Below are 26,264 nucleotides of genomic sequence, written 5' to 3'. Positions count from 1 at the left end.
GGCCGTGTCGGCAAGGCGCGGTGAGTGCTGCTAATCCGGGAAAGGTGAATGGATAAGATCGAAGTTCGTGGTGCCCGCACCCATAATTTGAAAAACATCAACCTGACCATCCCACGCGACAAACTCATTGTGGTGACCGGCCTGTCAGGTTCAGGTAAATCCTCACTGGCGTTTGATACGCTGTATGCGGAAGGTCAGCGCCGCTATGTAGAGTCGCTCTCTGCGTATGCGCGCCAGTTTCTTTCGTTAATGGAAAAGCCGGACGTCGATCATATCGAAGGTTTGTCGCCCGCCATTTCCATCGAACAGAAATCCACCTCGCATAACCCACGTTCGACCGTGGGAACCATCACTGAGATTCACGATTATCTGCGTCTGCTGTTTGCCCGCGTAGGCGAACCGCGCTGCCCGGATCATGATGTACCGCTGGCGGCGCAGACCGTGAGCCAGATGGTGGATCAGGTGCTTTCCCAGCCGGAAGGCCGTCGCCTGATGCTACTGGCACCGGTCGTAAAAGATCGCAAGGGTGAGCACACCAAGACACTGGAGAATCTGGCGACGCAGGGCTATATACGTGCCCGTATCGATGGCGAAGTGTGTGACCTCTCCGATCCGCCGAAACTTGAGCTGCAGAAGAAGCACACCATCGAAGTCGTAATCGACCGCTTTAAAGTGCGTGACGATTTGGCGACCCGTCTGGCGGAATCGTTTGAAACCACGCTGGAGCTTTCCGGCGGCACGGCTATCGTGGCGGACATGGATGACAGCGCCGCAGACGAGTTACTCTTCTCGGCTAACTTCGCCTGCCCAATCTGTGGTTACAGCATGAGCGAGCTGGAGCCGCGCCTGTTCTCGTTTAATAACCCGGCAGGCGCCTGTCCAACCTGCGACGGCCTGGGCGTACAGCAATATTTCGATCCTGACCGCGTGGTGCAGAATCCCGATCTTTCGCTGGCGGGCGGCGCAATTCGTGGCTGGGATCGCCGCAACTTCTACTACTTCCAGATGCTGCGTTCGCTGGCGGAACACCTCGATTTTGACATCGAAGCGTCGTTCGGCAGCCTGCCTGAAAACGTGCAGAAAGTGATTCTGTACGGATCAGGTAAAGAGAGCATCGAATTTAAGTACATCAACGATCGCGGCGATACGTCGGTTCGCCGTCATCCGTTTGAAGGCGTGCTCAATAACATGGAGCGCCGCTATAAAGAGACCGAGTCCTCAGCGGTACGTGAAGAGCTGGCGAAATTTATCAGCAACCGCGCCTGTGCCAGCTGTGAAGGCACCCGTCTGCGTCGTGAAGCGCGTCACGTCTTCGTGGAGAACACCACGCTGCCGACCATCTCTGAGATGAGCATCGGCCATGCGATGTCCTTCTTTGAAAACATGAAACTCAGCGGCCAGCGTGCGCAGATCGCCGAGAAGATTTTGAAAGAAATTGGCGATCGCCTGAGTTTCCTGGTTAACGTCGGCCTGAACTACCTGTCGATGTCACGCTCTGCTGAAACCCTTTCCGGCGGTGAAGCGCAGCGTATCCGTCTGGCCAGCCAGATCGGTGCTGGCCTGGTTGGTGTAATGTATGTGCTGGATGAGCCTTCAATCGGTCTGCATCAGCGCGACAACGAACGTCTGCTTGGTACCCTGATTCATCTGCGAGACCTCGGTAACACCGTGATTGTAGTTGAGCATGATGAAGATGCGATTCGTGCCGCTGATCATGTGATCGATATCGGTCCGGGTGCAGGCGTACATGGCGGCCAGGTAGTAGCTGAAGGTACCGTCGATCAGATCATGGCGGAAGAGGCGTCACTGACCGGCCAGTTCCTGAGCGGCAAGCGGGGTATTGCGGTGCCTGAGGAACGTGTCAAAGGCGATCCGGCCAAAGTGCTGAAGATTACCGGCGCACGCGGCAACAACCTCAAAGATGTCACGCTGACGCTGCCGGTCGGGCTGTTCACCTGTATCACCGGTGTTTCAGGCTCGGGTAAATCGACCCTGATCAACGATACGCTCTTCCCGATTGCCCAGCGGGCGCTGAACGGCGCGACCATCGCCGAACCCGCACCTTACCGTGAGGTAGCGGGACTGGAGCACTTCGACAAAGTGATCGACATCGACCAGAGCCCGATTGGTCGTACACCGCGCTCCAACCCAGCGACTTACACCGGCATCTTCACGCCGGTGCGAGAACTGTTTGCGGGCGTGCCGGAAGCGCGTTCGCGCGGCTACAATCCGGGTCGCTTCAGCTTTAACGTACGTGGCGGACGCTGTGAAGCCTGTCAGGGTGATGGCGTGCTGAAAGTCGAGATGCACTTCCTGCCGGACATTTATGTGCCGTGCGACCAGTGCAAAGGCAAACGCTATAACCGTGAAACACTGGAAGTGAAGTACAAAGGCAAGAGCATTCATGAAGTGCTGGAGATGACCATCGAAGAGGCCCGTGAGTTCTTCGATGCTGTGCCTGCACTGGCGCGTAAGTTACAGACGCTGATTGATGTGGGTCTCACCTACATTCGTCTCGGTCAGTCCGCCACGACCCTTTCCGGCGGTGAAGCCCAGCGTGTGAAGCTGGCGCGTGAGCTGTCGAAGCGTGGCACCGGTCAGACGCTCTACATTCTGGATGAGCCGACCACCGGACTGCACTTTGCCGATATCCAGCAGTTGCTGGAAGTGCTGCATAAGTTGCGCGATCAGGGCAACACCATCGTGGTGATTGAGCACAACCTCGATGTGGTTAAAACCGCAGACTGGATTGTGGATCTCGGTCCGGAAGGCGGCAGCGGCGGCGGTGAAATCCTGGTGTCGGGTACGCCAGAAACCGTGGCGGACTGTGAAAAATCACATACCGCGCGCTTCCTGAAACCCCTGTTACAGCAGTAATTCTCTCAGGCCCGCCACGCGCGGGCCTTTTACGCTCCTCTGCCGATTCAGCCAGAGAAATGCAGAATCAGGCAAGATTCAGACATGTATAGGCATATACGCTTTTCCCCACGCTGACTATCCTTAAGCGGTTCCTCTTTGGCACGTCTCTGACGTCGCCCTGTTTTCGCAGCACCTCAACGCTGCTGCACTTCATCGAATAACACTCACGACACATCGAAACTGGAGACACCATGAATATTACGCATGCGTATGCTGCTCAGGATGCAAAATCCAAACTGGCACCGTTCGATTTTAAGCCGCGTGAGCTGCGCGCCCATGACGTTCAGCTTGAAGTGCTGTTCTGTGGCGTTTGCCACTCAGACCTGCACCAGGCCCGTAATGAGTGGAAAAACACCATTTTCCCTGTAGTTCCGGGTCATGAAATTGTTGGTCGCGTGACCGCCGTTGGTCCGCAGACGCAGAAATACAAGGTCGGCGATCTGGTCGGCGTGGGCTGTATGGTCGATTCATGCCGCAGTTGTCCGAGCTGTCAGCAGGGTCTGGAGCAGTATTGCGAAAATGGCTTTGTCGGCACCTATAACGGTGAAGATCGCGAAACCGGCGCCATTACTTACGGCGGTTACTCAACGTCGATGGTGGTTGATGAAGGTTTTGTGCTGCGCATTCCGGAGAACCTGGAGCTGGCGGGTGTTGCACCGCTGCTGTGTGCCGGTATCACCACCTATTCGCCACTGCGTCACTGGAATGTCGGTCCTGGTAAGAAAGTGGGTATCGTCGGTTTAGGCGGCCTGGGCCATATGGGCGTGAAAATCGCGCATGCCATGGGTGCACATGTGGTGCTGTTCACCACCTCGCCATCCAAAATTGAAGATGGCAAACGTCTGGGTGCAGATGAAGTCGTCATCTCCAAAGATCCGGAGCAGATGGCGCAGCACGCGAACAGCTTTGACTTCATTCTGAATACTGTCGCGGCTCAGCACGATCTCAACCCGTTCATCACCCTGCTGAAGCTGGATGGCAACATGACGCTGGTTGGCGCACCGGAGCACGATCACCCTGCACCACAAGTGTTTAACCTGATCTTCAAGCGTCGCAGCATCGCAGGCTCACTGATTGGTGGCATCGCAGAAACCCAGGAGATGCTTGATTTCTGTGGTGAACACGGCATTACATCAGACATCGAACTGATCGCGATGGATCAAATTAACGAAGCCTATGAGCGCATGCTGAAAAGCGATGTGAAATACCGCTTTGTTATCGACATCAACACCCTGCGCGAGCAACCTGCCGCGTAAACTGTCCGATCTGAAACCCTCTTGCTTTGGCAGGAGGGTTTTTTATTGCCGTTTATCGGGCTGCTGCAACCTGCTGGAATGAGGCATCGACCAGATAGTAGATCTGCGAATCTTTCAGCGAACCGTCCAGGAACAGCGTGCTCCAGTGTGACTTGTTCAGATGCTCACTGGGAATGATGTCGCTATGCTCTTCACGCAGTAACTCGGCCAGCGCCGGCGTCGATTTCAGCGAGACCGCTGGCCGCCCTTTTGCCTCATGCACCATCGCAAACAGCACGCCGTTGCTTTTAATCTGTGTGGCCTTCCAGTCACTGTGTACGCTTTGCTCCGCGCCCGGCTTACTCATGCAATAGGTCAGTAAGTCTGAGTTATTCATTACGCTTCCCCTTGTAAAGTGGCGACAATCCGCCTGGCACCGCCCTCAATGCGATGCTCGCCCAGCCAGATACCCTGCCAGGTGCCCAGCACCAGACGTCCCCGCTGAACCGGTAATAACAACGAAACCCCTAAGGTCGAAGATTTGATGTGCGCTGGCATATCATCACGCCCTTCGTAGTCGTGCTGATAAGGCGCATTTTCCGGCACGTGCCGCATGAAATGCTGCTCCATGTCGCTACGCACTGTCGGGTCGCAATTCTCGTTTAAGGTTAACGACGCCGAGGTGTGCTGTAACAGCAGATGCAGCAGACCGGTTTTGATATCACGCAGTCCTGTGAGCGCGTTAACAATCTCATCGGTGACCAGATGAAACCCACGCGACTTCGCGCTCAGCGTAATAGTTTGTTGATGCCACATAGCTTATTCCTGAAACGGTTATCCCGTTTAAGTGTGCAGCATGTCGCTGAAAGGTAAACCCTGACCCATAAAAAAACCGCCAGAGAGAACCCTGACGGTTTTTTTACAGCCTGCCTGCCGTTACATCACGGCGGCAAACGCTTCAGCGACCTGATGCACGTTTTTGCTGTTCAGACCGGCCACACACATGCGACCGCTGCCCACCAGATAGATGCCAAATTCGTTACGCAGACGATCGACCTGCTGCGCACTCAGGCCGGTATAGCTGAACATGCCACGCTGCTTCAGCAGATAGTCGAAGTTTTTACCTGGCAGAGCGGTACTCAGCACGTCCACCAGCGACTGACGCATCGCGAGAATACGCAGACGCATCTCTTCGACTTCAGCCAGCCAGCTGGCTTTCAGTGACTCATCGTTGAGCACGCGCGCAACAACCTGTGCACCAAAGTTAGGCGGGCTGGAATAATTGCGGCGAACGGTGGCTTTTAACTGACCCAGCACGCGTGCTGACTCTTCGGCGCTGTCACAGACGATGGAAAGACCGCCCACGCGCTCACCATAGAGCGAGAAGATTTTGGAGAAGGAGTTGCTGACCAGCGCAGGCAAATCCGCCGCCGCAACCGCACGCAGTGCATAGGCATCCTGCTGCATACCGGCACCAAAGCCCTGATAGGCGATATCCAGGAAAGGAATCAGTTGCTGTGCTTTCAGCACCTCAATGGTCTGATCCCACTGCGCATCAGTCAGATCAGCGCCGGTCGGGTTATGACAGCAGGGATGCAGCAGCACGATGCTCTGCGCTGGCAGGGTTTTCAGGGTGCTGATAAAGGCATCAAACCGCACACCGTGCGTCTCAGCGTCATACCAGGGATAGGTATTGACATCAAAACCTGCGCCATTAAATATCGCGACGTGGTTTTCCCAGGTCGGATCGCTGACCCAGACCGCAGACTGCGGGAAGTAGCGCTTCAGGAAATCCGCACCCACTTTCAGCGCGCCAGAACCACCCAGCGTCTGAATCGACGCAATACGGCCCGCCTTTAACACCGGATGGTCGGCACCAAACAGCAGCGGTGCAATCGCATTACGGTAGCTGTTCAGCCCTTCCATTGGCAGATAGAGCGATGCCTGATGCGGCTCAGCATAGAGCTGTTCTTCGGCAGCCGCTACGGCCTTTAGCTGCGGAATAATGCCCTTTTCATCGTAATAGAGCCCGATACTCAGGTTAACTTTGTGTTCGCGTGGGTCTTGTTTGAAGGCTTCCATCAACGACAGAATCGGATCGCCAGCATAGGCATCGACGTTTTGAAACACGGTGTAGGTCTCCATGATTGGTCCAGAGGATAGAAGCGGTTAAACCCGATAGCGTCCCGGACGGTGGTTCATTGCAATAATCAGATTCAGGATCACCGCACCTGCAATCGACGCGAGCAGGATGGGGCCACTCACCACAAACAGTGACGCCAGCACGACGCAGGTATCAACCGCCATTTGCAGCTTACCCGCGCGGATCCCAAAGCGATCCTGTAGCCACAGGGCCAGAATATTGATGCCGCCCAGGCTCGCCTTATGACGAAATAACACTATAAACCCGATTCCCATGATGACGTTACCGAACAGTGTCGCATAGAAGGGGTTAACGTCAGAAAAGTGGACGAACAGCGGGTGCAGCTGGGTGAACAGCGACACCAGCCCGACAGCGCAGAAGGTTTTCAGGGTAAATTCCCAGCCCATGCGTTTTACCGCCAGCCAGTAAAAAGGGATATTGATCAGGAAGAACGTGCTGCCAAACGAAAGCGGCGAGAGATAACTGATCAGAAAGGCGATACCTGCGGTGCTGCCGGTCAGCGCGCCCGCCTGTTTCAGCATAATAACGCCGAACGAGACCATCAGGGTGCCAAGCACCATCGCCAGCGCATCTTCAATGCGTGAATGCGGGACGCGGGAGGGTTCTGCGATGTTATCCATGGGGGTTTTCTCAGTGCAAATGATGCGGTTCAGATGCAAAAAACAGACCATCGCCACACCATTGAACTGCTGTAAAGCCGGCGCCAGCGATATCCTGTTGATATCCAAGGCGCTTTTAAAGTAACTTTGTGCATAAATTTCGGCCGACACCGTTAATCCATGCGTTAAAGTCCCTCATCATGCGCGTTGTTTGCATTTATTAGCGAAATTGTGCACCAAAACCACACAATGCGCACCTTTTTAGCGCGTCTTCTTCTCAGGCATCATCATCAGCCCGTTCTCTTTCATTCGTCCCAACACCACCGAGGTTTTCACATGGGAAACACTCTGGTGGCCCGCGACTAACTGGCTGATTAACGCACTGAGCGAATTGAGATCGGCTACCGCTACTTTGAGCAGATAGTCAGCATCGCCAGTGGTTTTATAGGCATCCACGATTGCCTGCTCCTGCTCCACCATGCGGTGAAAGCTCTCAACATATTCGGCGGTGTGGTTGATTAAGCGCACCTCAATTAATCCCACCATGCCAAGCCCGATCGCATCTGGCGACAACCGGGCGTGATAGCCCAGGATGAGATTAGCCTGTTCCAGATTGATACGGCGGCGGGAACATTGTGAGGCGGAAAGGCCGACCAGATCGCTGAGTTCCTGATTGGTCAGACGGCCGTTAGATTGGAGTAAAGTCAGGATTTTAAGGTCGTAATCGTCTACGTGAGTCATTCCGTTTCCACAGCGTGATGGGCGTCGCTTTGTTACAGATAACCCGATAACCCGAGAGGTTGTCCAACACTATTTTCTGATGATGGGGGCTGTCATGCACAGATCGTGCATGACAGCACAAACCGGGGATTATTCGTCGTCGTATTGCGGGCCAGCGTAGTTATCAAAGCGCGACCACTGACCGTTGAATGTCAGCCGTACTGTACCGATCGGACCGTTACGCTGCTTACCCAGAATGATCTCGGCGATCCCTTTGAGATCGCTGTTTTCGTGGTAAACCTCATCGCGATAGATAAACATGATCAAATCCGCATCCTGCTCGATCGAGCCTGATTCACGCAGATCCGAGTTGACCGGACGTTTATCGGCACGCTGTTCCAGTGAGCGGTTAAGCTGTGACAGCGCCACCACCGGCACATTCAGCTCTTTGGCCAGCGCTTTCAGCGAGCGGGAGATCTCCGCAATTTCCAGCGTACGGTTGTCCGACAGCGCCGGAACGCGCATCAGCTGCAGGTAGTCGATCATTATCATGCTTAATCCACCGTTTTCACGGTAGATGCGCCGGGCACGCGAACGCACTTCGGTAGGCGTCAGGCCAGAAGAGTCATCAATGTACATGTTCTTCTTCTCAAGCAGGATGCCCATGGTGCCGGAGATTCGCGCCCAGTCCTCATCATCCAGCTGTCCGGTTCGGATGCGGGTCTGATCGACGCGGGAGAGCGAAGCCAGCATACGCATCATGATCTGCTCGCTGGGCATTTCCAGACTGAAGATCAGCACCGGCTTCTCCTGCAGCATGGCGGCGTTTTCGCACAGGTTCATCGCAAAGGTGGTTTTACCCATCGAGGGACGTGCAGCGACAATAATCAGGTCAGAGCCCTGCAGCCCCGCCGTCTTTTTATTCAGATCCTGATAGCCGGTATCAACGCCAGTGACACCATCGTGCGGAGTCTGATAGAGCGATTCAATACGGGAAACGGTCGATTCCAGAATCTGCTCAATGTTTTTTGGACCAGCATCTTTATCCGCGCGCGCTTCCGCAATTTTAAAGACGTTCGACTCCGCGAAGTCGAGCAGCTCTTCGCTGTTACGTCCCTGCGGATCATAACCGGCATCGGCAATCTGGTTGGCGACGGAGATCATCTCACGCACCACCGCCCGCTCACGCACGATATCGGCATAAGCGCCGATGTTCGCCGCGCTTGGGGTGTTTTTCGCCAGCTCAGCCAGATAGGCGAAGCCGCCCGCCATCTCCAGTTCGCCACGCGTTTCCAGCGATTCGGAGAGCGTAATCAGGTCAATGGGTTTGCTGTTTTCCAGCAGCCGCTGCATCTCGGAAAAAATCAGCCGATGCGAGCGGTTGTAAAAGTCATTCGCGACGACGCGCTCGGAGACGTTATCCCAGCGCTCGTTATCCAGCATTAACCCACCGAGCACCGACTGCTCCGCTTCCAGAGAATGCGGGGGCATTTTCACGCCTGCGAGCTGGCGATCCTGCGTTTCGTTCGATTTGTTGGTGGGTTTATTTCCTGCCATAGTGAATGCATTACCGATCTTCTGTGGGGACGCGCAAGTATACCTTAGTTGGGGTGCGTGCCTCACCCTCATGATGAAACAATCACAGGAGTCAGAATGGCAAAGCGTATTCAGTTCAGCGCACATGGCGGCCCGGACGTTTTAGCGTGGACAGATTTTGAACCTGCTGACCCCGCCGAACATGAAGTGCAGGTTGAGAATCGCGCTATCGGGATTAATTACATCGATACTTATGTTCGCAGCGGACTTTATCCGGTTGCCGATTTCCCCTCTGGTCTGGGGACGGAAGCCGCGGGTGTCGTGTCGCGGGTGGGCCGTGGTGTGACCCTGTTTAAACCCGGCGATCGCGTGGTCTACTGCATGGCGGCTATGGGCGCTTATAGCGACGTGCACAACGTAGCGGAAGATCGCCTGATGCATCTTCCGGAAGCAATCAGCTTTGAGCAGGGTGCAGCCAGCTTTCTGAAAGGACTGACCACGCAATATCTGCTGCGCCAGACCTATAAAATCAGCGCCGGTGAGACCTTCCTGTTTCATGCGGCCGCTGGCGGCGTCGGGTTAATCGCCTGTCAGTGGGCAAAAGCGCTGGGTGCACATTTGATCGGCACCGTGGGCTCAGCAGAAAAAGCCACAATGGCGAAGAATGCCGGTGCCTGGGCGACCATTAACTATCGCCAAGAGAATATTGCTCAGCGCGTCAGCGAACTGACGGCAGGGAAAAAAGTGGCAGTGGTGTATGACTCCGTGGGCAAAGATACCTGGGAAGCGTCGCTGGACTCACTGCGCCGTCATGGCCTGATGGTGAGTTTTGGTAATGCTTCGGGTCCGGTGACCGGCATTGATCTCAGCATTCTGAATAAGAAAGGCTCGCTGTTTGTGACCCGTCCTTCACTGTTTGGTTATGTCACCAACCGTCAGGAGCTGGAAACCGCCAGCGCCGAGCTGTTTTCGCTGCTGGCGAGTGGCGCAATCAAAGTGGATGTGCCAGAGCAGCAGAAGTTTGCGCTGAAAGAGGCCAGCAGGGCACACCAGATGCTGGAGAGCCGCGCCACGCAGGGATCCTGCCTGTTAATTCCGTAATCGCAGTCAGCAAAAAGGGCTTCCCGTGGGAAGCCCTCTTCTTTTTTTTATTTTTTGTTCGCGCTGGTGTAGGGACAGCGGCGATGAATTCATGTCGAGTCGATGGCACATCGATTTGACGACAGGCATCCTGCCAGAAAACATAAGTAAAAAATATGTTTAATTGCAGTTCAGCACTGAGCAATCTCTCACACTGTGATCGCTACCGCATTTAGCGCCAGCCTTTGCGGTCTAACCTGTTGATCTTACGCCTCAGCTTACGACGCGCTCGCGCATCGCTGTCGCCAAAAAAGGCCCGGTGTAGCCACACAGCGATCACCGCCAGCACCAGCCACGGCAACACCTTGATAACAATTGCGAACAGTCCACCGACAAACATTACAATGGTGGCGACGACCAGTGCCGCCAGCACGCCAATCAGCGAAACGCCGGTCAGCAACAGCATCAGGAAAAACCCTAATACGAATAATATTTCCACGTCAGCGCTCCTTTTTGAGATCGATTGCTGTAGTTATTACAAGAAGCGTGCCAACCATTAACTGATTGATTTTAAGTTGAAATAATTCAAGAGCGGCATGGCAACCTGGCGAAAAAAACCATATCGTGGCGTAAAAAAAACCAGCCTTGAGGGCTGGTTTTTCAGCGTTGAATGACGGATCACGCTTCCTGTGGGATCTTATCCGCTACCAGCGCGAGCGCCGCTTCCAGCACACGAACATCAGCACCCGGCTTGTGGGCGTTTTCACTCAGGTGGCGTCGCCATTGACGGGCGCCCGGAATACCCTGGAACAGGCCCAGCATATGCCGTGTAACGTGTCCCAGATACGTGCCCTTCGCCAGTTCCGCTTCTATATAGGGATACATGGCGCGTACCACTTCCACCGGATTAGCCGCCGGATGCTCACGTCCAAACAAAGTCTGATCGACCTGCGCCAGAATGCCAGGGTTTTGATAGGCTTCACGTCCCATCATCACGCCATCGAGGTGCTGCAGATGAGTCTGTGCCTCTTCCAGCGTTTTCACGCCGCCATTAAGCGCGATGGTCAGATGGGGAAAATCGCGTTTCAGCTGATAGACGCGGGGATAATCCAGCGGTGGAATTTCGCGGTTCTCTTTGGGGCTGAGGCCGGAGAGCCACGCTTTACGCGCATGGATGATAAATGTCTCGCACTCACCGCGTCCCGCCACTGTGCCGATAAAATCGGTCAGGAATTCATAGCTGTCCAGCTCATCAATACCGATGCGGGTTTTCACCGTGACCGGAATGGAGACCACGTCGCGCATCGCCTTAATGGCATCCGCGACCAGATTCGCCTCGGCCATCAGGCAAGCGCCGAAACGGCCATTCTGCACACGATCAGAGGGACAGCCGACGTTAAGATTTACTTCATCGTAGCCGCGCTGCTCTGCCAGCTTCGCGCACTCCGCCAGTGCCGCCGGATCGCTTCCGCCAAGCTGTAAGGCGACGGGATGTTCAGCCTCACTGTAAGCCAGGTAATCCCCTTTGCCATGAATGATCGCGCCCGTGGTCACCATTTCGGTGTAGAGCAGCGTGTCACCGGTCAGCTGACGATGAAAATAGCGACAGTGACGATCGGTCCAGTCGAGCATGGGGGCGATAGAGAAGCGTTGCGAAGAGAAATTAGGCATGAAGCGCAGACAATCCGGTAATTAAAGGTGATGGAATTCTGTGCAAGGATAACACAAGGGCGGGCGATAGTGCATCGCCCGCCCCTGAACCGCCTGAATAACGCGCTTAGAAGTTAAAGCCGAGCTGCATCATCGCGCCCCAGGTGTTGTTAGCACCCACAGAGCCCGCCAGATCCAGATGGACGGCTTTGTTAAACGGCGACAGACCGAAACCGGCCGTGGCAACATTCTCGTCGTGAGAACGCATGTCTGCACGATAACCGCCACGCAGCTGCAGCCAGTCAAGTACGCGGTATTCCGCGCCCACACCCGCATACTGGCTGTTATCCTGGGTTTTGAAGCGCTTAGTCTCAGTCAGATCCACATCGCCCGTCACGGTAAACGGACCTTTATCCCAGGACAGGCCGGTGGTGACCAGCGGGCGAATCTGGTAGGTGTCGCGGAAACCATTGACCTCTTTGGTCTGCAGATCGCGCGACACCAGGTTCTGTCCGGTGACACCCAGCGTCCAGTTTTCAGCAAAGGTGGTCGCCAGACCGGCATCAACGTTAAAGCCGGTGTCGGTACTGCGATACTGACTATTGTTGATGTCGTTCTTGTCGTAATTGTAGATGCTGGCGGTGTAGTTATAGAGCCAGGTTTTCTGCACTTTTGGCGTCACGCCTACCGATACGGGCTGACCGGCGATGGTGAACTCATGCGCCACCGCAACGCCATAATCGGTGGTGAGTGCCGCTAAACCATTCGCACTGGAGCGAAGATTATTTTGATCGCCCGGACGTGGGAAAACCGTGCCATTAGCAACACCGCGCAGGTAGTCGATATCACCCTGTACTACGTTAGCGCGGACATGCGCGGTACCGTAGGCTTTGGTGATAAAGGCGAAAGGCAGGGTCTCATTGGGAATGGTAACCGCAACCGCAGCGCCCGCACTGCCGTCGGCTTTATTACCGCGCAAATCGCTTAGCCTGTTGGCGACATCGCCAGAGGCGGCGCGCAGTTCAGGATAGCCACGGAAAAAATCCGCTGCCGTAAAGTTACCCAGTACCGTGCGGTAGCGATCCACGGTGTCCGAAATATCATCGACTTTATCGAGCAGCTTATCTTTGTCAGTAACCTGAATACCTGCCGAGGGAATAATAATGCTGACGTTATCGTCGGGTTTGGCGCGCGTCATCAATGCCGGGTTTGCCAGCACTGCGGAGCCATAGAGAGAAGATGCGACGCCGGTGCCGCCCATTGCGTCATTACGTGCATCATACCAGGTCCCTGCCGCCATGGCGGAAGAAGAAAGGAAAAGCGCGGTCACTACAGCGGAGTACTTCAGCGCTGAACGTTGAGCGGATTTTTTCACCATTTGCCTGCCATCACCTGAGAAATTGTCATTGAAACATTCAACGACTGAATAGTTTGTTAGCCCTATTGTGAACCCTGGCTAACGCGTTATTGCTGTGAATTCAAAGGAAACAGTGTCTTAGTTCAAGGGATTGGACGTTTTCCAATCAAAAAATCATTGTAATTGTTCAAACTGCGCCGTGATATTTCAAATAATGCCAGACTTTTCTTAAGTCTTTCTGAACATTACTTCTTAACTCAGTGAGATGCAAAGCAAAAGGCCAACAAATTCCGCTTCAGGTCGATTCAGGGTGGATCTGATTCGTCGTCATATTTGAGATAAAAGACGGGTTAAACTCTGATTATGCTGCTTTATCAGGTAAGTAATGCTGATTTTTCAAACAATACCAACTTCAGCATCGCGAAACTTTGTGTGATAAAATAACATCACTTATCCAGCGGAGTATTTTCATGACCAACATGACGTCACAGCAAATTTTGATTCAGGCCGAAAAAATGTGCCTGCAACGCGGTGTGCGTCTGACTTCGCAGCGTGCTGAAGTATTGCGCCTGATGGCCGAACAGCCCGGCTCAATCAGCGCCTATGATTTGCTGGATCAACTTCGCGTCAGTGAACCTCAGGCCAAGCCGCCCACGGTCTATCGTGCGCTGGATTTCCTGCTGGAGCAGGGTTTCATTCATCGGGTGGAATCCAATAACAGCTACGTCATGTGTCATCACTTTGAAGCGCCAGCCCATACGTCGGTGATGCTGGTCTGTGACCGCTGTGCTGCTGTTACAGAGAAACAGGCACAAGGTGTGGAGAAGATTATTACGACGCTGGCAGGTGAGGCGCAGTTTACATTACGCCACAGCGTGATTGAAGCGCATGGGTTATGTGAAAGTTGTGCTGCGGTTGAAGCCTGTACGCACCAAGAGAGCTGCGAACATGATCACCAGGATGATGGGAAAAAGCGGGGAAAACGCGGGTAAATGGCACATCCTTGTGCGATTCCATCCCTGTACCCTCCGGTGCGGGCACACCGAAGCGGTTTCAGCTGATTATCAGGATATCGTGATTACCAGCGGTGATCTTTGTTCTTGCCTTCCCAGTCCGTTACTTCGCGCTCTGCTTCATCTTTCGCATAGCCGTAACGTTCCTGGATTTTACCGACCAGCTGATCGCGTTTACCTTCGATAACCTGCATATCATCGTCGGTCAGCTTGCCCCATTTCTCTTTCATTTTGCCTTTGAACTGCTTCCAGTTGCCGCTCGCTTCGTCTTTATTCATGGCAGACCTCCAATCCTCGGGTTTAATGATTATTTTGCTACTCAACAAAATAACGATATAAAGCGCTGGTTAACTGCGCTGCTTAAAGTTAATTGTAGTAGCCAATTTCATAACCGTAGAATAATACGGAATAATCTGTATCAACCTCATGTTAACCCTGCAGGATCAGGCGTCAAACCAGCTGTTCTGACGCCAGTGCTTACGCCAGATGAGCCACAGTGACAGGCCGCGCAGCGCCAGGAAAACCGTCACCGCCAGCCACAGGCCGTGATTGCCCAGCACCGGTATGCTGAGCAACGTCAGAAAATAGCCTGCCGCTGCCACGACCATGCTGTTACGCATCTCGCGTCCGCGCGTCGCGCCGATGAACATCCCATCCAGCAGATAACACCAGACGCCGATCAGCGGCATGATTATCTGCCAGACCAGATAGCGGTCTGCTGTCTGCTGCAGTGACTGAAGAGAGGTCAGCAGGGTGACAATCTGCGGGCCAAAAATGGCATAAGCCAGCGAGAAGAACAGCGCTACCACCAGCGCCTGCCGACAGGCTGAGTGCCAGACCTGCTGCAATTTACTGCCATCTTTTGCGCCATGTGCTTCGCCGGCAAAAGCTTCAACCGCGTAGGCAAAACCATCCAGCGCGTAGGCAGTAAAGGTAATGAACATCAGTAATACTGCGTTAACCGCTACCACATCCGGACCCAGCCGCGCACCCAGCACGGTGAGCGAGGCAAAACAGAGCTGCAGCATCAGAGAGCGCAGCATGATATCCCGGTTGAGGCGCAGCAGCCGGCCGCTGTCACCGCGCCAGCTCTGCTTCAGCAGATTAAACGTAATACCGCGCAGCTTTAACACCCGCCAGACCATATTACCGCCGACACCCAGCGTGATGTACTCCGCCAGCGCCGTGGCGGTTGCCGCACCCGCGACACCCCAGTGCAACCCCATCACCAGCCAGAGATCGAGCACGATGTTAACCAGATTGCCCACCACCAGCAGGATCACCGGCGCGCGGGCATACTGCACGCCCAGCAGCCAGCCCAGAATCACCAGGTTTGCCAGGGTTGCAGGCGCACTGAGCCAGCGAATCTGAATAAACAGTGCCGCCTGTTCAAGAACATCGGGATTGCCACCAACCAGGTGGGTCGCCAGCTGGATAATCGGATAACGTAAAGCGATGAACAGGACACCTGCCAGCAACGCAATGATCAGCGGCTGTGCCAGTGCACGTGCCAGAGCGGTTTTATCGCCCGCACCAAACGCCTGTGCCGTAAGGCCAGTGGTACTCATTCGAAGGAAAAGCAGCAGCATAAACAGGAAGCTGGTCACTGTTGTCCCGACCGCAACCCCGCCAAGATAGACAGGGCTGTCGAGATGACCAATAACTGCAGTATCGACCACCCCCAGTAAGGGAACGGTGATATTTGAAAGGATCATCGGCAGCGCAAGCCGCCAGAGATTTTTATCCGTTGCCGTGACAAAGCGCATTCGCCGTTCCGTGCTCAGTGTCGCTGCAGTAAAGCAGGCGACAAAATTAGGGCAGACAGAATAGCATCAGAAAAGGCGAATGCACGCAGCCCTCAGAATCAGAGCCACTCGCCGTTACGGACCACGCCAACCGCCAGACCTTCAATAGTCAGCGACTGAGCACGGGTATCGACAACAATCGGGTCGAAATCACTGTTTTCAGGCAAAAGGTGCACGATAGCACCCTGCTTTTTCCAGCGTTTAACGGTGACTTCATCATCAATGCGGGCAACAACAACCTGGCCGTTGCGCACATCCTGGGTTTTATGTACCGCGAGCAGGTCGCCATCCATAATCCCGATATCTTTCATAGACATTCCGCTGACGCGCAGCAGGAAGTCAGCAGATGGTTTGAACAGGCCTGGATCGACCTTGTAATGGGTTTCGATATGTTCCTGCGCCATGATCGGCTCACCGGCTGCAACACGGCCAATCAGTGGCAGCCCTTCAGAGGCTTCTTCTTCCATTAACAGACGAATGCCGCGCGAAGCACCAGAAACGATCTCGATGACGCCTTTGCGCGCCAGCGCTTTCAGATGCTCTTCTGCCGCATTTGGCGAACGGAAGCCCAGCTGCGCGGCAATCTCTGCACGCGTAGGCGGCATGCCCGTTGAAGAAATATGGTCGCGAATCAGGTCATAGACCTGCTGCTGCCTGCTGGTTAATGCTTTCATCCCGCCCCCTGGTTGTTTATACAGTCGCTGTGAGTATATACAGGTATTGGCGAAATGGAAACCGATTGTCAGGTAAAACGCGCCCTCAGGCGCGTTGTGGAAGGGCTATCGCAAATGTGTCCAGAGCAGCGCGACCCAGACAAACAGGGCCAGTATGATGCTGATCAGCACCGCTGCCGAGCCCATGTCTTTTGCGCGGCCCGCCAGCGGATGATGCTCCTGACCGATGCGATCGACCACCGCTTCAATGGCGCTATTGAGGATTTCGACAATGACCACCAGCACCACCACCCCAATCATAAGGATGCGGGCGATCACATCGACATCCAGCCAGCACGCGATAATAATAGCGGCCAGTGCAGCCAGCGCTTCCTGCCGAAACGCCGCTTCATGTTGCCAGGCGGCTCGCAGTCCCTGCCATGAGTAGCCTGCGGCTTTTACTATTCTGATAAGTCCGGTGGCATTATTTGCCATGATGTGGGAACCCTTTCATCGGATTGACGTCAATGTCTGGGCTGCGTGCAATTGGCACCACCACAGATCTTCGCTGCGCTTTCTGATATGCTTGCGGCGCTTTGCTAACAAGAGGCTTCATGTTGTCTATGTCAGGTTGGCGTAAACTCTATTACAAATTACTTAATTTACCACTCTCCTTTTTGGTAAAAAGTAAGGCCATTCCGGCCGATCCCGTGTCTGAACATGGTCTGGATCCGACCCGACCTATTATGTATGTTTTGCCTTACGATTCGAAGGCTGACTTACTGACTTTACGTGCACAGTGTCTGCGGCATCATCTGCCCGACCCACTCACTCCGCTGGAGATTGATGGTTCACTGCTGCCACGCCACGTGTTTATCCATGATGGCCCGCGCGTCTTTCCCTATTTTGTGCCCAGCGTTGAATCGGTGAAAATCTTTCACGATTACCTGGACCTGCATCGCAATAACCCTAAGCTGGATATTCAGATGCTGCCAGTCACGGTGATGTTTGGCCGCGCGCCAGGACGTGAAGTCCAGGGCGAAGCGACGCCGCATCTGCGGGTGCTGAACGGGGTGCAGAAGTTCTTTGCAGTAATCTGGCATGGACGCGACAGTTTTGTCCGTTTCTCGCCTACTGTCTCACTGCGCCGTATGGCAACGGAACACGGTACAGATAAGTCGATTGCCCAGAAACTGGCTCGCGTGGCACGCATCCATTTTGCCCGTCAGCGAATGGCGGCGATCGGCCCGCGTTTACCGGCGCGTCAGGATCTGTTTAATCGCCTTCTGCAATCCAAAGCGATTGAAAAAGCCGTCGAAGATGAAGCACGCAGCAAAAAAATCTCCCATGAGAAAGCGCAGCAGAACGCCGTCGAGATGATGGAGGAGATTGCGGCAAACTTCTCCTATGAAGCCATCCGCGTAACTGACCGCGTGATGGGCTGGCTCTGGAGTCGGCTCTATCAGGGCATCAACGTCAATGGCGGCGAAAAAGTCCGCCAGCTGGCGCAGGATGGCCACGAGATTGTCTATGTGCCGTGCCATCGCAGCCACATGGATTATCTGCTGCTTTCCTATGTGCTCTATCATCAGGGACTGGTGCCGCCGCACATTGCCGCAGGTATCAATCTCAACTTCTGGCCAGCTGGCCCGATTTTCCGTCGTCTGGGCGCCTTCTTCATTCGTCGTACCTTTAAAGGCAACAAGCTCTACGCCACGGTATTCCGCGAATATCTCGGCGAGCTGTTCACCCGGGGCTATTCGGTTGAGTATTTTGTGGAAGGAGGTCGCTCACGTACCGGTCGCCTGCTGGACCCTAAAACCGGTACCTTAGCCATGACCTTGCAGGCGATGCTGCGCGGTGGAAATCGCCCCATCACGCTGGTGCCGATCTACATCGGCTATGAGCACGTGATGGAAGTGGGCACTTACGCTAAAGAACTGCGCGGTGCAGCGAAAGAGAAAGAAGGCTTTATGCAGATGGTGCGCGGCTTACGCAAGCTGCGCAATCTCGGTCAGGGTTACGTTAACTTTGGCGAACCCCTGCCGCTGGTCAACTATCTCAATAAGCGGGTGCCGGAATGGCGCGATGCAATCGATCCGATTGAGCCGCAGCGGCCCAGCTGGTTAACACCAACCGTCAACGATATTGCTGCCAGCCTGATGGTGCGTATCAATGAAGCGGGCGCGGCTAACGCCATGAACCTCTGTGTCACGGCGCTGCTGGCGTCACGTCAGCGCTCACTAACCCGTGAACAGCTGATTGAACAACTGGAGTGCTATACCCAGTTGCTGCGCAACGTGCCTTACTCGCCAAATGCGACCGTACCCGATCTCTCAGCGGAAGCGCTGCTCGATCACGCCATGGGTATGAATAAGTTTGAGAGTGAAAAGGACAGCATTGGCGACATCATTATTCTGCCGCGCGAGCAGGCAGTGCTGATGACCTACTATCGCAACAACATTCATCACATGCTGGTGATGCCGTCGCTGATTGCTGCCATTGTTCAGCAGCATCAGACGCTGAGCGAAGCGGAACTGCTGCGTCAGGTGAGCCTGATCTACCCGATGCTGAAGAGTGAACTGTTCCTGCGTTGGCAGAGCGATGAGCTGCCACAACTGCTGACTGACGTGAGTCAGGAGCTGGCACGTCAGGGACTGATTACCTTCGAAGCGGGTGAGTTACGCTTTACCGCAGCACGCTATCGCACGCTGCAACTGCTGGCTGCGGGCGTGCGCGAAACGCTGCAGCGTTATGCCATTACCTTCTCTATTCTCAGCGCCAAGCCGACGATTAACCGTGGCACGCTGGAGAAAGAGAGCCGGACGCTGGCACAGCGTCTGTCAGTGTTGCACGGGATCAATGCCCCGGAGTTCTTCGACAAAGCGGTCTTTACCTCGCTGGTACTGACGTTGCGCGATGAAGGATATATCAGCGACAGCGGTGATGCCGATGTCGCGCAGACCCTGGCGACCTGGCATATCCTGGCTGACCTTGTCACCAGTGATGTCCGCATGACAATTGAAACCGCGGTAGCGCACGACTGACATCGCGCACAGTAAAAAGGCGACCTCATTAGGTCGCCTTTTTTATGTCTGGAAACGTTATCAGAACAGCTGACTGAACGGCGGCGTATTCATCAGTACGCCAAGGAACAGCACCATCCCGACGTAGTTGTTATTCAGGAAAGCCTGGAAGCAGGGCTGACGTTCACGCCCGGCGATCAGCTTTTGCTGATACACAAACAGGGCAGCCGCCAGCAGCAGCGTCCAGTAGAAGGCACTGTTCAGATGCAGCATCATGCCCACCAGCGCCATCAGCAGCAGGGTCGCCAGTTGCAGCAGACCGATGATCAGCTTGTCGAAGCGACCAAATAAAATCGCCGTCGACTTCACACCAATCTTCAGATCATCATCCCGATCCACCATCGCATACTGCGTGTCGTAAGCGACCGTCCAGCAGATGTTGGCGATAAATACCAGCCAGCATACCAGAGGTAAGGACTCACTAACTGCGGACCATGCCATAGGAATCGCCCAGCCAAATGCGGCCCCCAGCACCACCTGCGGCAGATGGGTATAGCGCTTCATAAAGGGATACACCCACGCCAGCGCCAGCCCCACGACGGAGAGCATAATTGTCATCAGGTTCATGGTCAGTACCAGCGCAAAAGCCACCAGCGCCAGAATCACGAACAGCAGCTTAGCCTCTTTTGAACTGACCGCGCCGCTGGCCAGTGGCCGGTGCTTCGTGCGCTCCACGTGACCATCGACTTTGCGATCGGCGTAGTCATTGATCACACAACCAGCAGCACGCATGACAATCACTCCGGCCACAAACACCGCCAGCACCGGCAGTGGCGGAATCGACATACCCGCCAGCCATAATGCCCAGAGCGTTGGCCACATCAGCAGCAGCGTACCAATGGGTTTATCGATACGCATCAGGCGAGCATAGGCACGCCACTTATTCATACTTAAGCTATTTTGCACCACAGGATCCTCAGACCAGATCGCGATAAAGCGGCGATGCCGGTAAAAACAGTTCAGTCAGCAGCAGCGGTTTGCCGGAGAGACGCAGGCGCGAACGCCGTCCCCACAATCCCTCTACCTGGCCCGGATCAATAAAATCACGGGTCAGCGTCGATGAGGAGAAGAGATATCGACCCAGAGGACGGGTGCCCAGCTGTTGCAGCATCGCCTCTGGCCCGTTGAGGGTGCTTTCCGGCACCAGCGTGCGGCCAGCCAGCCAGGGCTGATCGTCGCCGAACAGTAGCACTTCACGCAGCCAGAAGCGTTCATCGTCTGGCAACAACGCCCTTTCCTCACCCAACTCGCTGGCGTCGATAAAACCTTCACGCAGCGGCTGAACCGTGACCCGCTGACAGTGCTGTTCAAAACGGCGCGTCATTGAATCTTCCTCCATCAGCCAGTCAAGCAATGGCGGTGCCAGGGTGGCCTGCGACGGAGAAAGCCAGGTGAGCGAACGTAATAAGCTGAGTGCGTCTTGCGACATGAGCACCACTCCCGATAATTTTCAGGTCGCTAGTTTAGCGCAGAGAAGCGATGCGAACACCTGCCGTCGTGTCAGACGGCAGGAAGATTACTCGCGTTTCAGCCGGTTGCTGTTTGCCAGCCAAAGGGTGATCACCAGAATCAGAATCGCCGCAGAGTAGCAGAGCGTATCGAAGGGATTTTTATGGTCGACAATAATCAGGCGGATGATGGCCGTGATGCCGATATAGACAAAATAGCGCAGCGGAAAATGATAGCCAGACTGAAAGTACTTCACAATCAGGGCGATAAATTCGAAGTAGAGGAAATAGATGACGATTCCATCAATCAGCAGATAGGAGGAAGCCTGTTCGCCAGTGTTAAACAGCACGTTTGCCAGATGGATAGTTTCTTTGCCTAAAAAGACGATCAGGATGATCGCCAGACTCAGCAGACCCAGATTCAGCACCCATTGCAGTACTGTTGCAAGGTGGCGGGCCAAAGGATTTTTGTCACTCATGTTGCGCCTTTAAAAGGAGTTATTAGCGCGCGGTATCATGCGCGAGTGTGACGCAAATCACAATAACTCCTCAGGCCTCCACATCAACACAGAGCGCATCGTAGCGCCAGTATTCACAATCGCAGTCAATCACCTCTTTTTGCTGGTTGCGATTAATGCGGGTGATCAGCAAGCCGGGACTGCCCGGTGCCACATTCAGCGTGGGGGCGGCAACCTCCGGCAGCGGGCCAGGCAGAATAGTGAAGCGCGCGCCGCCATATCGAATACCGTAGCGCTGGTCATAGAGATCGGTCAGAGAACGGGTCAGGTCTTCATCGAGCAGCCCGGGGAAAAAACGCGGATTGAGATAGTGTTCAACATACAGTACCGCACGCCCATCAATGCGCCGCAGGCGGCGAATGCAGTAAACCGCCGAACCGGGGGCCAGCCGCAGCGCGCGGGCTACGCTGTCGTGCGCCGCGACCTGCTCAGCGGCGATGACCTCGGTGGTCGCCTGCCGTCCCTGCTCCATCGCCATGGCATGAAAGTGACTGTGATGCAGCGGATTGTAGACCAGACGCGGCGGCGCGATAAACCAGCCACGACGCAGCTCCCGGTAGATCATACCCTGCGCTTCCAGCTTGCCCAGCGCTTCCCGCAGAGTAATTCGCGTGGTGCTGAACGCCTCGCTTAAGGCACGCTCTGACGGCAGTCGCCCGCCGCTGAATTCATCCGCCTGAATGCGCGTCAGCAGTGCGCTGGCAATCGCATCCGCCGTTTTGAGTGCTATCGACTCCACAACAGTAGCCTCATTTTGGTGCGACTTCGCACTCTGACTGTTCAGGTAAACGTGCCTGTGACGGGCAAGCGGGTCACGTCTCTTGCCGCCCATCCCACGCACCGCACCGCCTTGTCATAAATCGTTCATATACAGGGGCTACATTGGCTCGGTTCTTGCTGGACTAGACCAGCCAGGCCCATCAACTTACACCCGGAGCAACTGAGATGAAAGCGTTTATCGCCTCTGTAGTAGCCAGTGCTGTAGTCCTCACCCTGCCCGTTGCGCAGGCCGCCGATAACGACCTCGCCGCGCTGGAAAAAGCCGCACGCAGTGAAGGTCAGGTCAACAGCGTCGGGATGCCAGACAGCTGGGCCAACTGGAAAGATACCTGGAACGACATCAGCAGCAAATATGGCCTTAAGCACAGCGATACCGATATGTCATCGGCGCAGGAGCTGGCGAAATTCGATGCCGAGAAAGAGAACGCCAGCGCTGACATCGGTGACGTGGGCGCCGCCTTTGGCCCGATTGCCGTTGCTAAAGGCGTCACCCAGCCCTATAAGCCGACGCACTGGGATCAGATTCCGGCCTGGGCCAAAGATAAAGACGGTCACTGGGCGCTGGCTTATACCGGCACCATCGCCTTTCTGATCGACAAGCAGCAGGTTAAAGATATTCCCCACAGCTGGGCCGATCTGAAGAAAGGTAAGTATGTGGTTACTATCGGTGACGTCGGTGTGGCTGCTCAGGCGGCTAACGGCGTACTGGCTGCAAACTACGCTTTAGGCGGTGATGAGAAGAACCTGAAGCCCGCGCTGGCATTCTTTGCCGATCTGGCAAAACAGGGGCGCCTTGGCGTGACCGACCCGGTGATTGCCAACATCGAAAAAGGCGAAGTACAGATGGCGGTGGTGTGGGACTTTAACGCGCTTAACTACCGTGACCAGATCGACAAAAATCGCTATGAGGTGGTGATCCCGTCTGATGGTTCCGTGACCTCCGGCTATACCACCCTCATCAACAAATATGCGAAACACCCTAACGCCGCAAAACTGACGCGCGAATATATCTTCTCAGACCAGGGACAGATCAATCTGGCGAAGGGCTATGCCCGCCCGATTCGTGCTGAGCACCTGACCCTGCCAGCGGATGTTCAGGCTCGCCTGCTGCCGCAATCAGAATATAAAAACGCCCGTCCGGTTAAGGATCAGGCTGCCTGGGATAAATCATCGAAAATGCTGCCGCGCCTGTGGCAGGAAAACGTCATCATCAACATGCAGCAGTAATTCGCGGCAGGGAGAACGGAATGAAGACCATACTGGTCGTGCTGGACGGCCTGAGCAATCAGGTCGCACAACATGCAATGGGTTACCTGCATGCCGAATGTTCGCAGGGCAACGGGTTCTATTACTCTATGACCTGTGAATTACCGTCGCTGTCGCGCCCGCTTTATGAGTGCATTCTGACAGGGGTTCCGCCGGTCAGAAGCGGCATTATTCATAATGGCGTCAGCCGGTTAAGTCGCGAACGCAGCGTGTTTAATTTTGCGCGTGCGGCGGGCCTTACGACAGCGGCGGCGGCCTACCACTGGGTGAGTGAGCTTTATAACCGTACCCCGTTCGTTCCGGCGCGCGATCGTCACACCGATGCGCCGGACCTGCCCATTCAGTTTGGCCATTTTTACTCTGACGATAGCTATCCCGACTCGCATCTGTTTGAAGATGCAGAGAGCCTGCGGCTGCGTCACGATCCCGATTTTTTGCTGATCCACCCGATGAATATTGACGATGCCGGTCATAGATCGGGGCTCTCCTCACCGCAGTACCGCAACCGGGCGCGCATCGCCGACGGTCTGCTATCGCAGTGGATGCCGCTATGGCTGGCCGGGGGCTACCAGGTGATGGTGACCGCCGATCACGGCATGAATGACGATCGCTCCCACGGGGGGATTCTGCCGGAGGAGACCACGGTACCCCTGTTCGTTTTTGGTCGCGCTTTCTCGCTGCAGCCTGACCTTGTACCCCAGCAGACCGACCTGTGTGGCACGCTGTGTGAACTGCTTGAAGTGGCGCATGACAAGCCGGTCTGTCGCGGCCTGCTGGCGGAATCTCAACGATGAAGGGAAAAGGATTCGCACTGCTGCTGCTGTTACCTTTCACCCTGTTCTGGGTCGCCTTTCAGCTAGCACCGCTGTTGTGGATTGCCATCAACAGCTTCTGGAGTGAGATGAACAGCCAGTGGGGCTGGGATAACTATCACGACATCGTGACCTCACCGTTCTACCAGCAGGCGTTTCGCTTTTCGCTGGATATCTCGCTCTGGTCCAGCGTCTGGGGATTACTGATTGCGCTGGTCACCGGCTATTCGCTGCATCAGCTCGGCGGCGGACGACTCCAGCGCTTTCTTATCTCCTTTACCAACATGACCAGCAACTTTGCCGGTGTCCCGCTGGCATTTGCCTTTGTGATTCTGCTGGGGCTGAACGGCTGCCTGACGCTGCTGCTGCGCCATTATGGTGTGATTGAGAGCTTCCGACTTTTCTCGCGCAACGGCATGGTGCTGGTTTACACCTGGTTCCAGATCCCGCTGGGCGTGCTGCTGCTCTACCCGGCGTTTGACGGGCTGAAAAAAGAGTGGCAGGAGTCCGCTGCGCTGCTGGGTGCCAGCCGCGGTCACTACTGGTGGCACATCGGCCTGCCGATTCTCTTCCCGGCGCTGCTTGGAACCTTCGTGATCCTGCTGGCGAATGCGCTGGGTGCCTACGCCACGATTTACGCCCTGACCACCGGTAATTTCAACGTGGTGCCGGTGCGCATCGCCGCGCTGGTGTCCGGTGATATTTCGCTGGATCCCAATACCGGCAGCGCGCTGGCGATGTTGCTGGTGGCCATTATGGCGCTCATCACCCTGGTGCAGCAGTATCTGGTGCGGCGCAGCTATCTCAATGCGAAACAGCCATGAAAGGAGCCGTCATGTCGCGTGCTGAGCATTTTTATCACCGGATCATGGTCGGGTTACTTTTTACCCTGCTGGCATTGCCACTACTGGCTACGCTGCTCTATGCAGTGTCGTCCGACTGGAGTAATACCATCCTGCCGCAGGGCTACAGCCTGAAGTGGTTCATCCAGCTCTGGAGCGATCCGCGTTTTCTGACGGCGCTAGGCCATTCGCTGCTCATTTGCTTTGGTGCGCTGCTGTTCTCGCTGGTACTGGTGCTGCCTGCCATGTTTGTAATCGCTTACTACTTTCCCCGACTGGATTCGGTGATGAACATCCTGATCCTGATGCCTTTCGCCGTGCCCCCGGTGGTGTCATCCGTGGGATTACTCCAGCTCTACTCTTCCTCACCGCTGATGCTGACCGGCACGCCATGGATCTTAATCGGCTGCTATTTCACCATCGCACTGCCCTTTATCTATCGGGCGCTGGCGAACAATATGCAGGCAATCAACCTCAAAGAGCTGATTGATGCTGCACAGCTGCTGGGAGCCAGTACCTGGCAGGCGGCGATCTGGGTGGTGCTGCCCAACCTGCGCAAAGGGATGCTGATTGCCGTTCTGCTCTCTTTCTCCTTTCTGATTGGCGAATTTGTCTTCGCTAACCTGCTGGTCGGCAACCGCTATGAAACGCTGCAGGTTTATCTCTTCAACATGCGTAACGGCAGCGGTCACTTCACCAGCGCACTGGTGATCTCCTATTTCCTGGTCGTGCTGCTGGTCACCTGGCTGGCCAACACCCTGAATCCTGAACGAGGCTGAAT

Annotated in this window: 26 protein-coding genes; 9 read left to right on the top strand and 17 right to left on the bottom strand. The window is 55.1% G+C overall.

Annotated elements, in window-relative coordinates; all coding sequences use genetic code 11:
• The first annotated feature begins 48 nt into the window (after nt 1-48).
• Nucleotides 49-2,877, top strand: coding sequence for an excinuclease ABC subunit UvrA (gene uvrA / locus HZZ01_RS10600; protein WP_179897215.1), 2,829 nt, complete (start codon nt 49-51; stop codon nt 2,875-2,877).
• A 233-nt stretch (nt 2,878-3,110) separates the two neighbouring features.
• Nucleotides 3,111-4,175 (top strand): NAD(P)-dependent alcohol dehydrogenase, encoded by a 1,065-nt coding sequence (locus HZZ01_RS10595; protein ID WP_136197603.1) that lies wholly within the window; start codon nt 3,111-3,113, stop codon nt 4,173-4,175.
• A gap of 52 nt (nt 4,176-4,227) precedes the next feature.
• On the opposite strand, the gene HZZ01_RS10590 is transcribed toward HZZ01_RS10595, so the two are convergent.
• The 6 genes from HZZ01_RS10590 to dnaB all read right to left on the bottom strand — a co-directional run bounded on the left by HZZ01_RS10590 (nt 4,228) and on the right by dnaB (nt 9,194).
• Nucleotides 4,228-4,551, bottom strand: a complete 324-nt coding sequence (locus tag HZZ01_RS10590; RefSeq protein ID WP_003855748.1) for an MmcQ/YjbR family DNA-binding protein — start codon at nt 4,549-4,551, stop codon at nt 4,228-4,230.
• Nucleotides 4,551-4,970 carry a secondary thiamine-phosphate synthase enzyme YjbQ gene (locus HZZ01_RS10585; protein ID WP_179897214.1) on the bottom strand — a complete coding sequence of 140 codons (420 nt, stop codon included), beginning with the start codon at nt 4,968-4,970 and terminating at the stop codon, nt 4,551-4,553. The genes HZZ01_RS10590 and HZZ01_RS10585 overlap by 1 nt, the downstream gene beginning before the upstream one ends.
• 120 nt (nt 4,971-5,090) lie before the next feature.
• Complete coding sequence (locus tag HZZ01_RS10580; RefSeq protein WP_179897823.1) at nt 5,091-6,284, bottom strand: amino acid aminotransferase; 1,194 nt, start codon at nt 6,282-6,284, stop codon at nt 5,091-5,093.
• A 39-nt stretch (nt 6,285-6,323) separates the two neighbouring features.
• Nucleotides 6,324-6,938 (bottom strand): YitT family protein, encoded by a 615-nt coding sequence (locus HZZ01_RS10575; RefSeq protein WP_179897212.1) that lies wholly within the window; start codon nt 6,936-6,938, stop codon nt 6,324-6,326.
• A 240-nt stretch (nt 6,939-7,178) separates the two neighbouring features.
• The gene (locus tag HZZ01_RS10570; protein WP_179897210.1) at nt 7,179-7,658 is read right to left on the bottom strand and encodes an Lrp/AsnC family transcriptional regulator; all 480 of its coding nucleotides are present in this window, start codon (nt 7,656-7,658) and stop codon (nt 7,179-7,181) included.
• Nucleotides 7,659-7,787: 129 nt separating this feature from the next.
• Nucleotides 7,788-9,194 carry a replicative DNA helicase gene (dnaB, locus tag HZZ01_RS10565; RefSeq protein WP_003855755.1) on the bottom strand — a complete coding sequence of 469 codons (1,407 nt, stop codon included), beginning with the start codon at nt 9,192-9,194 and terminating at the stop codon, nt 7,788-7,790.
• Between the two features lie 96 nt (nt 9,195-9,290).
• Here dnaB and HZZ01_RS10560 point away from each other — a divergent pair, with 96 nt between their 5' ends.
• On the top strand, nt 9,291-10,274 hold the full coding sequence (locus tag HZZ01_RS10560; protein WP_179897208.1) for a quinone oxidoreductase: 984 nt from the start codon (nt 9,291-9,293) through the stop codon (nt 10,272-10,274).
• A gap of 211 nt (nt 10,275-10,485) precedes the next feature.
• Here HZZ01_RS10560 and pspG read toward each other — a convergent pair whose 3' ends face one another.
• The 3 genes from pspG to HZZ01_RS10545 form a co-directional block, all read right to left on the bottom strand.
• Entirely contained in the window at nt 10,486-10,752 is a 267-nt protein-coding gene (gene pspG / locus HZZ01_RS10555; RefSeq protein ID WP_179897206.1) for an envelope stress response protein PspG, read from the bottom strand.
• A 179-nt stretch (nt 10,753-10,931) separates the two neighbouring features.
• Nucleotides 10,932-11,924: a tRNA dihydrouridine(20/20a) synthase DusA gene (gene dusA, locus HZZ01_RS10550; protein ID WP_179897204.1), complete on the bottom strand. Its 993-nt coding sequence runs from the start codon at nt 11,922-11,924 to the stop codon at nt 10,932-10,934.
• A 106-nt stretch (nt 11,925-12,030) separates the two neighbouring features.
• A complete protein-coding gene (locus HZZ01_RS10545; protein WP_179897202.1) occupies nt 12,031-13,281 on the bottom strand; it encodes a conjugal transfer protein TraF in 1,251 nt (416 codons plus the stop codon).
• Between the two features lie 449 nt (nt 13,282-13,730).
• Here HZZ01_RS10545 and zur point away from each other — a divergent pair, with 449 nt between their 5' ends.
• Nucleotides 13,731-14,252: a zinc uptake transcriptional repressor Zur gene (gene zur / locus HZZ01_RS10540; RefSeq protein ID WP_179897200.1), complete on the top strand. Its 522-nt coding sequence runs from the start codon at nt 13,731-13,733 to the stop codon at nt 14,250-14,252.
• 86 nt (nt 14,253-14,338) lie between these two features.
• Here zur and HZZ01_RS10535 read toward each other — a convergent pair whose 3' ends face one another.
• From HZZ01_RS10535 to HZZ01_RS10520, 4 genes are all read right to left on the bottom strand, one after another.
• Nucleotides 14,339-14,551, bottom strand: a complete 213-nt coding sequence (locus tag HZZ01_RS10535) for a CsbD family protein (protein ID WP_090963679.1) — start codon at nt 14,549-14,551, stop codon at nt 14,339-14,341.
• 165 nt (nt 14,552-14,716) lie between these two features.
• A complete protein-coding gene (gene dinF / locus HZZ01_RS10530; RefSeq protein WP_179897198.1) occupies nt 14,717-16,039 on the bottom strand; it encodes an MATE family efflux transporter DinF in 1,323 nt (440 codons plus the stop codon).
• A 98-nt stretch (nt 16,040-16,137) separates the two neighbouring features.
• A complete protein-coding gene (gene lexA / locus HZZ01_RS10525; protein ID WP_010252231.1) occupies nt 16,138-16,752 on the bottom strand; it encodes a transcriptional repressor LexA in 615 nt (204 codons plus the stop codon).
• Nucleotides 16,753-16,857: 105 nt separating this feature from the next.
• Nucleotides 16,858-17,226, bottom strand: a complete 369-nt coding sequence (locus tag HZZ01_RS10520) for a diacylglycerol kinase (protein WP_179897196.1) — start codon at nt 17,224-17,226, stop codon at nt 16,858-16,860.
• Between the two features lie 128 nt (nt 17,227-17,354).
• Between HZZ01_RS10520 and plsB the strand changes: the two genes are divergently transcribed.
• Nucleotides 17,355-19,778, top strand: coding sequence for a glycerol-3-phosphate 1-O-acyltransferase PlsB (gene plsB / locus HZZ01_RS10515; protein WP_179897821.1), 2,424 nt, complete (start codon nt 17,355-17,357; stop codon nt 19,776-19,778).
• 60 nt (nt 19,779-19,838) lie between these two features.
• On the opposite strand, the gene ubiA is transcribed toward plsB, so the two are convergent.
• From ubiA to HZZ01_RS10495, 4 genes are all read right to left on the bottom strand, one after another.
• Nucleotides 19,839-20,723: a 4-hydroxybenzoate octaprenyltransferase gene (gene ubiA / locus HZZ01_RS10510; protein ID WP_179897194.1), complete on the bottom strand. Its 885-nt coding sequence runs from the start codon at nt 20,721-20,723 to the stop codon at nt 19,839-19,841.
• A gap of 10 nt (nt 20,724-20,733) precedes the next feature.
• Nucleotides 20,734-21,246: a chorismate lyase gene (ubiC, locus tag HZZ01_RS10505; RefSeq protein ID WP_179897192.1), complete on the bottom strand. Its 513-nt coding sequence runs from the start codon at nt 21,244-21,246 to the stop codon at nt 20,734-20,736.
• A gap of 87 nt (nt 21,247-21,333) precedes the next feature.
• Nucleotides 21,334-21,744 carry a phosphate-starvation-inducible protein PsiE gene (gene psiE, locus HZZ01_RS10500; RefSeq protein WP_090963668.1) on the bottom strand — a complete coding sequence of 137 codons (411 nt, stop codon included), beginning with the start codon at nt 21,742-21,744 and terminating at the stop codon, nt 21,334-21,336.
• A 70-nt stretch (nt 21,745-21,814) separates the two neighbouring features.
• Complete coding sequence (locus HZZ01_RS10495) at nt 21,815-22,522, bottom strand: UTRA domain-containing protein (protein WP_179897190.1); 708 nt, start codon at nt 22,520-22,522, stop codon at nt 21,815-21,817.
• A gap of 206 nt (nt 22,523-22,728) precedes the next feature.
• Here HZZ01_RS10495 and HZZ01_RS10490 point away from each other — a divergent pair, with 206 nt between their 5' ends.
• Genes HZZ01_RS10490 through HZZ01_RS10475 form a run of 4 tightly spaced genes read left to right on the top strand, consistent with a single transcriptional unit; the run spans nt 22,729 to nt 26,262 of the window.
• Complete coding sequence (locus tag HZZ01_RS10490) at nt 22,729-23,790, top strand: ABC transporter substrate-binding protein (RefSeq protein ID WP_179897188.1); 1,062 nt, start codon at nt 22,729-22,731, stop codon at nt 23,788-23,790.
• A 20-nt stretch (nt 23,791-23,810) separates the two neighbouring features.
• On the top strand, nt 23,811-24,623 hold the full coding sequence (locus HZZ01_RS10485; protein ID WP_179897186.1) for an alkaline phosphatase family protein: 813 nt from the start codon (nt 23,811-23,813) through the stop codon (nt 24,621-24,623).
• Nucleotides 24,620-25,465, top strand: coding sequence for an ABC transporter permease subunit (locus tag HZZ01_RS10480; RefSeq protein WP_179897184.1), 846 nt, complete (start codon nt 24,620-24,622; stop codon nt 25,463-25,465). The genes HZZ01_RS10485 and HZZ01_RS10480 overlap by 4 nt, the downstream gene beginning before the upstream one ends.
• 11 nt (nt 25,466-25,476) lie before the next feature.
• A complete protein-coding gene (locus tag HZZ01_RS10475; protein ID WP_179897182.1) occupies nt 25,477-26,262 on the top strand; it encodes an ABC transporter permease in 786 nt (261 codons plus the stop codon).
• The last annotated feature ends 2 nt before the right edge of the window (nt 26,263-26,264 follow it).

Source organism: Pantoea sp. WMus005, from assembly GCF_013415305.1.
GTDB classification, from domain to species: Bacteria; Pseudomonadota; Gammaproteobacteria; order Enterobacterales; family Enterobacteriaceae; genus Pantoea; species Pantoea rara.
The sequence above is the reverse complement of the archived record's forward strand: the minus strand, read 5'-3'. Positions and strand labels throughout refer to the sequence as shown.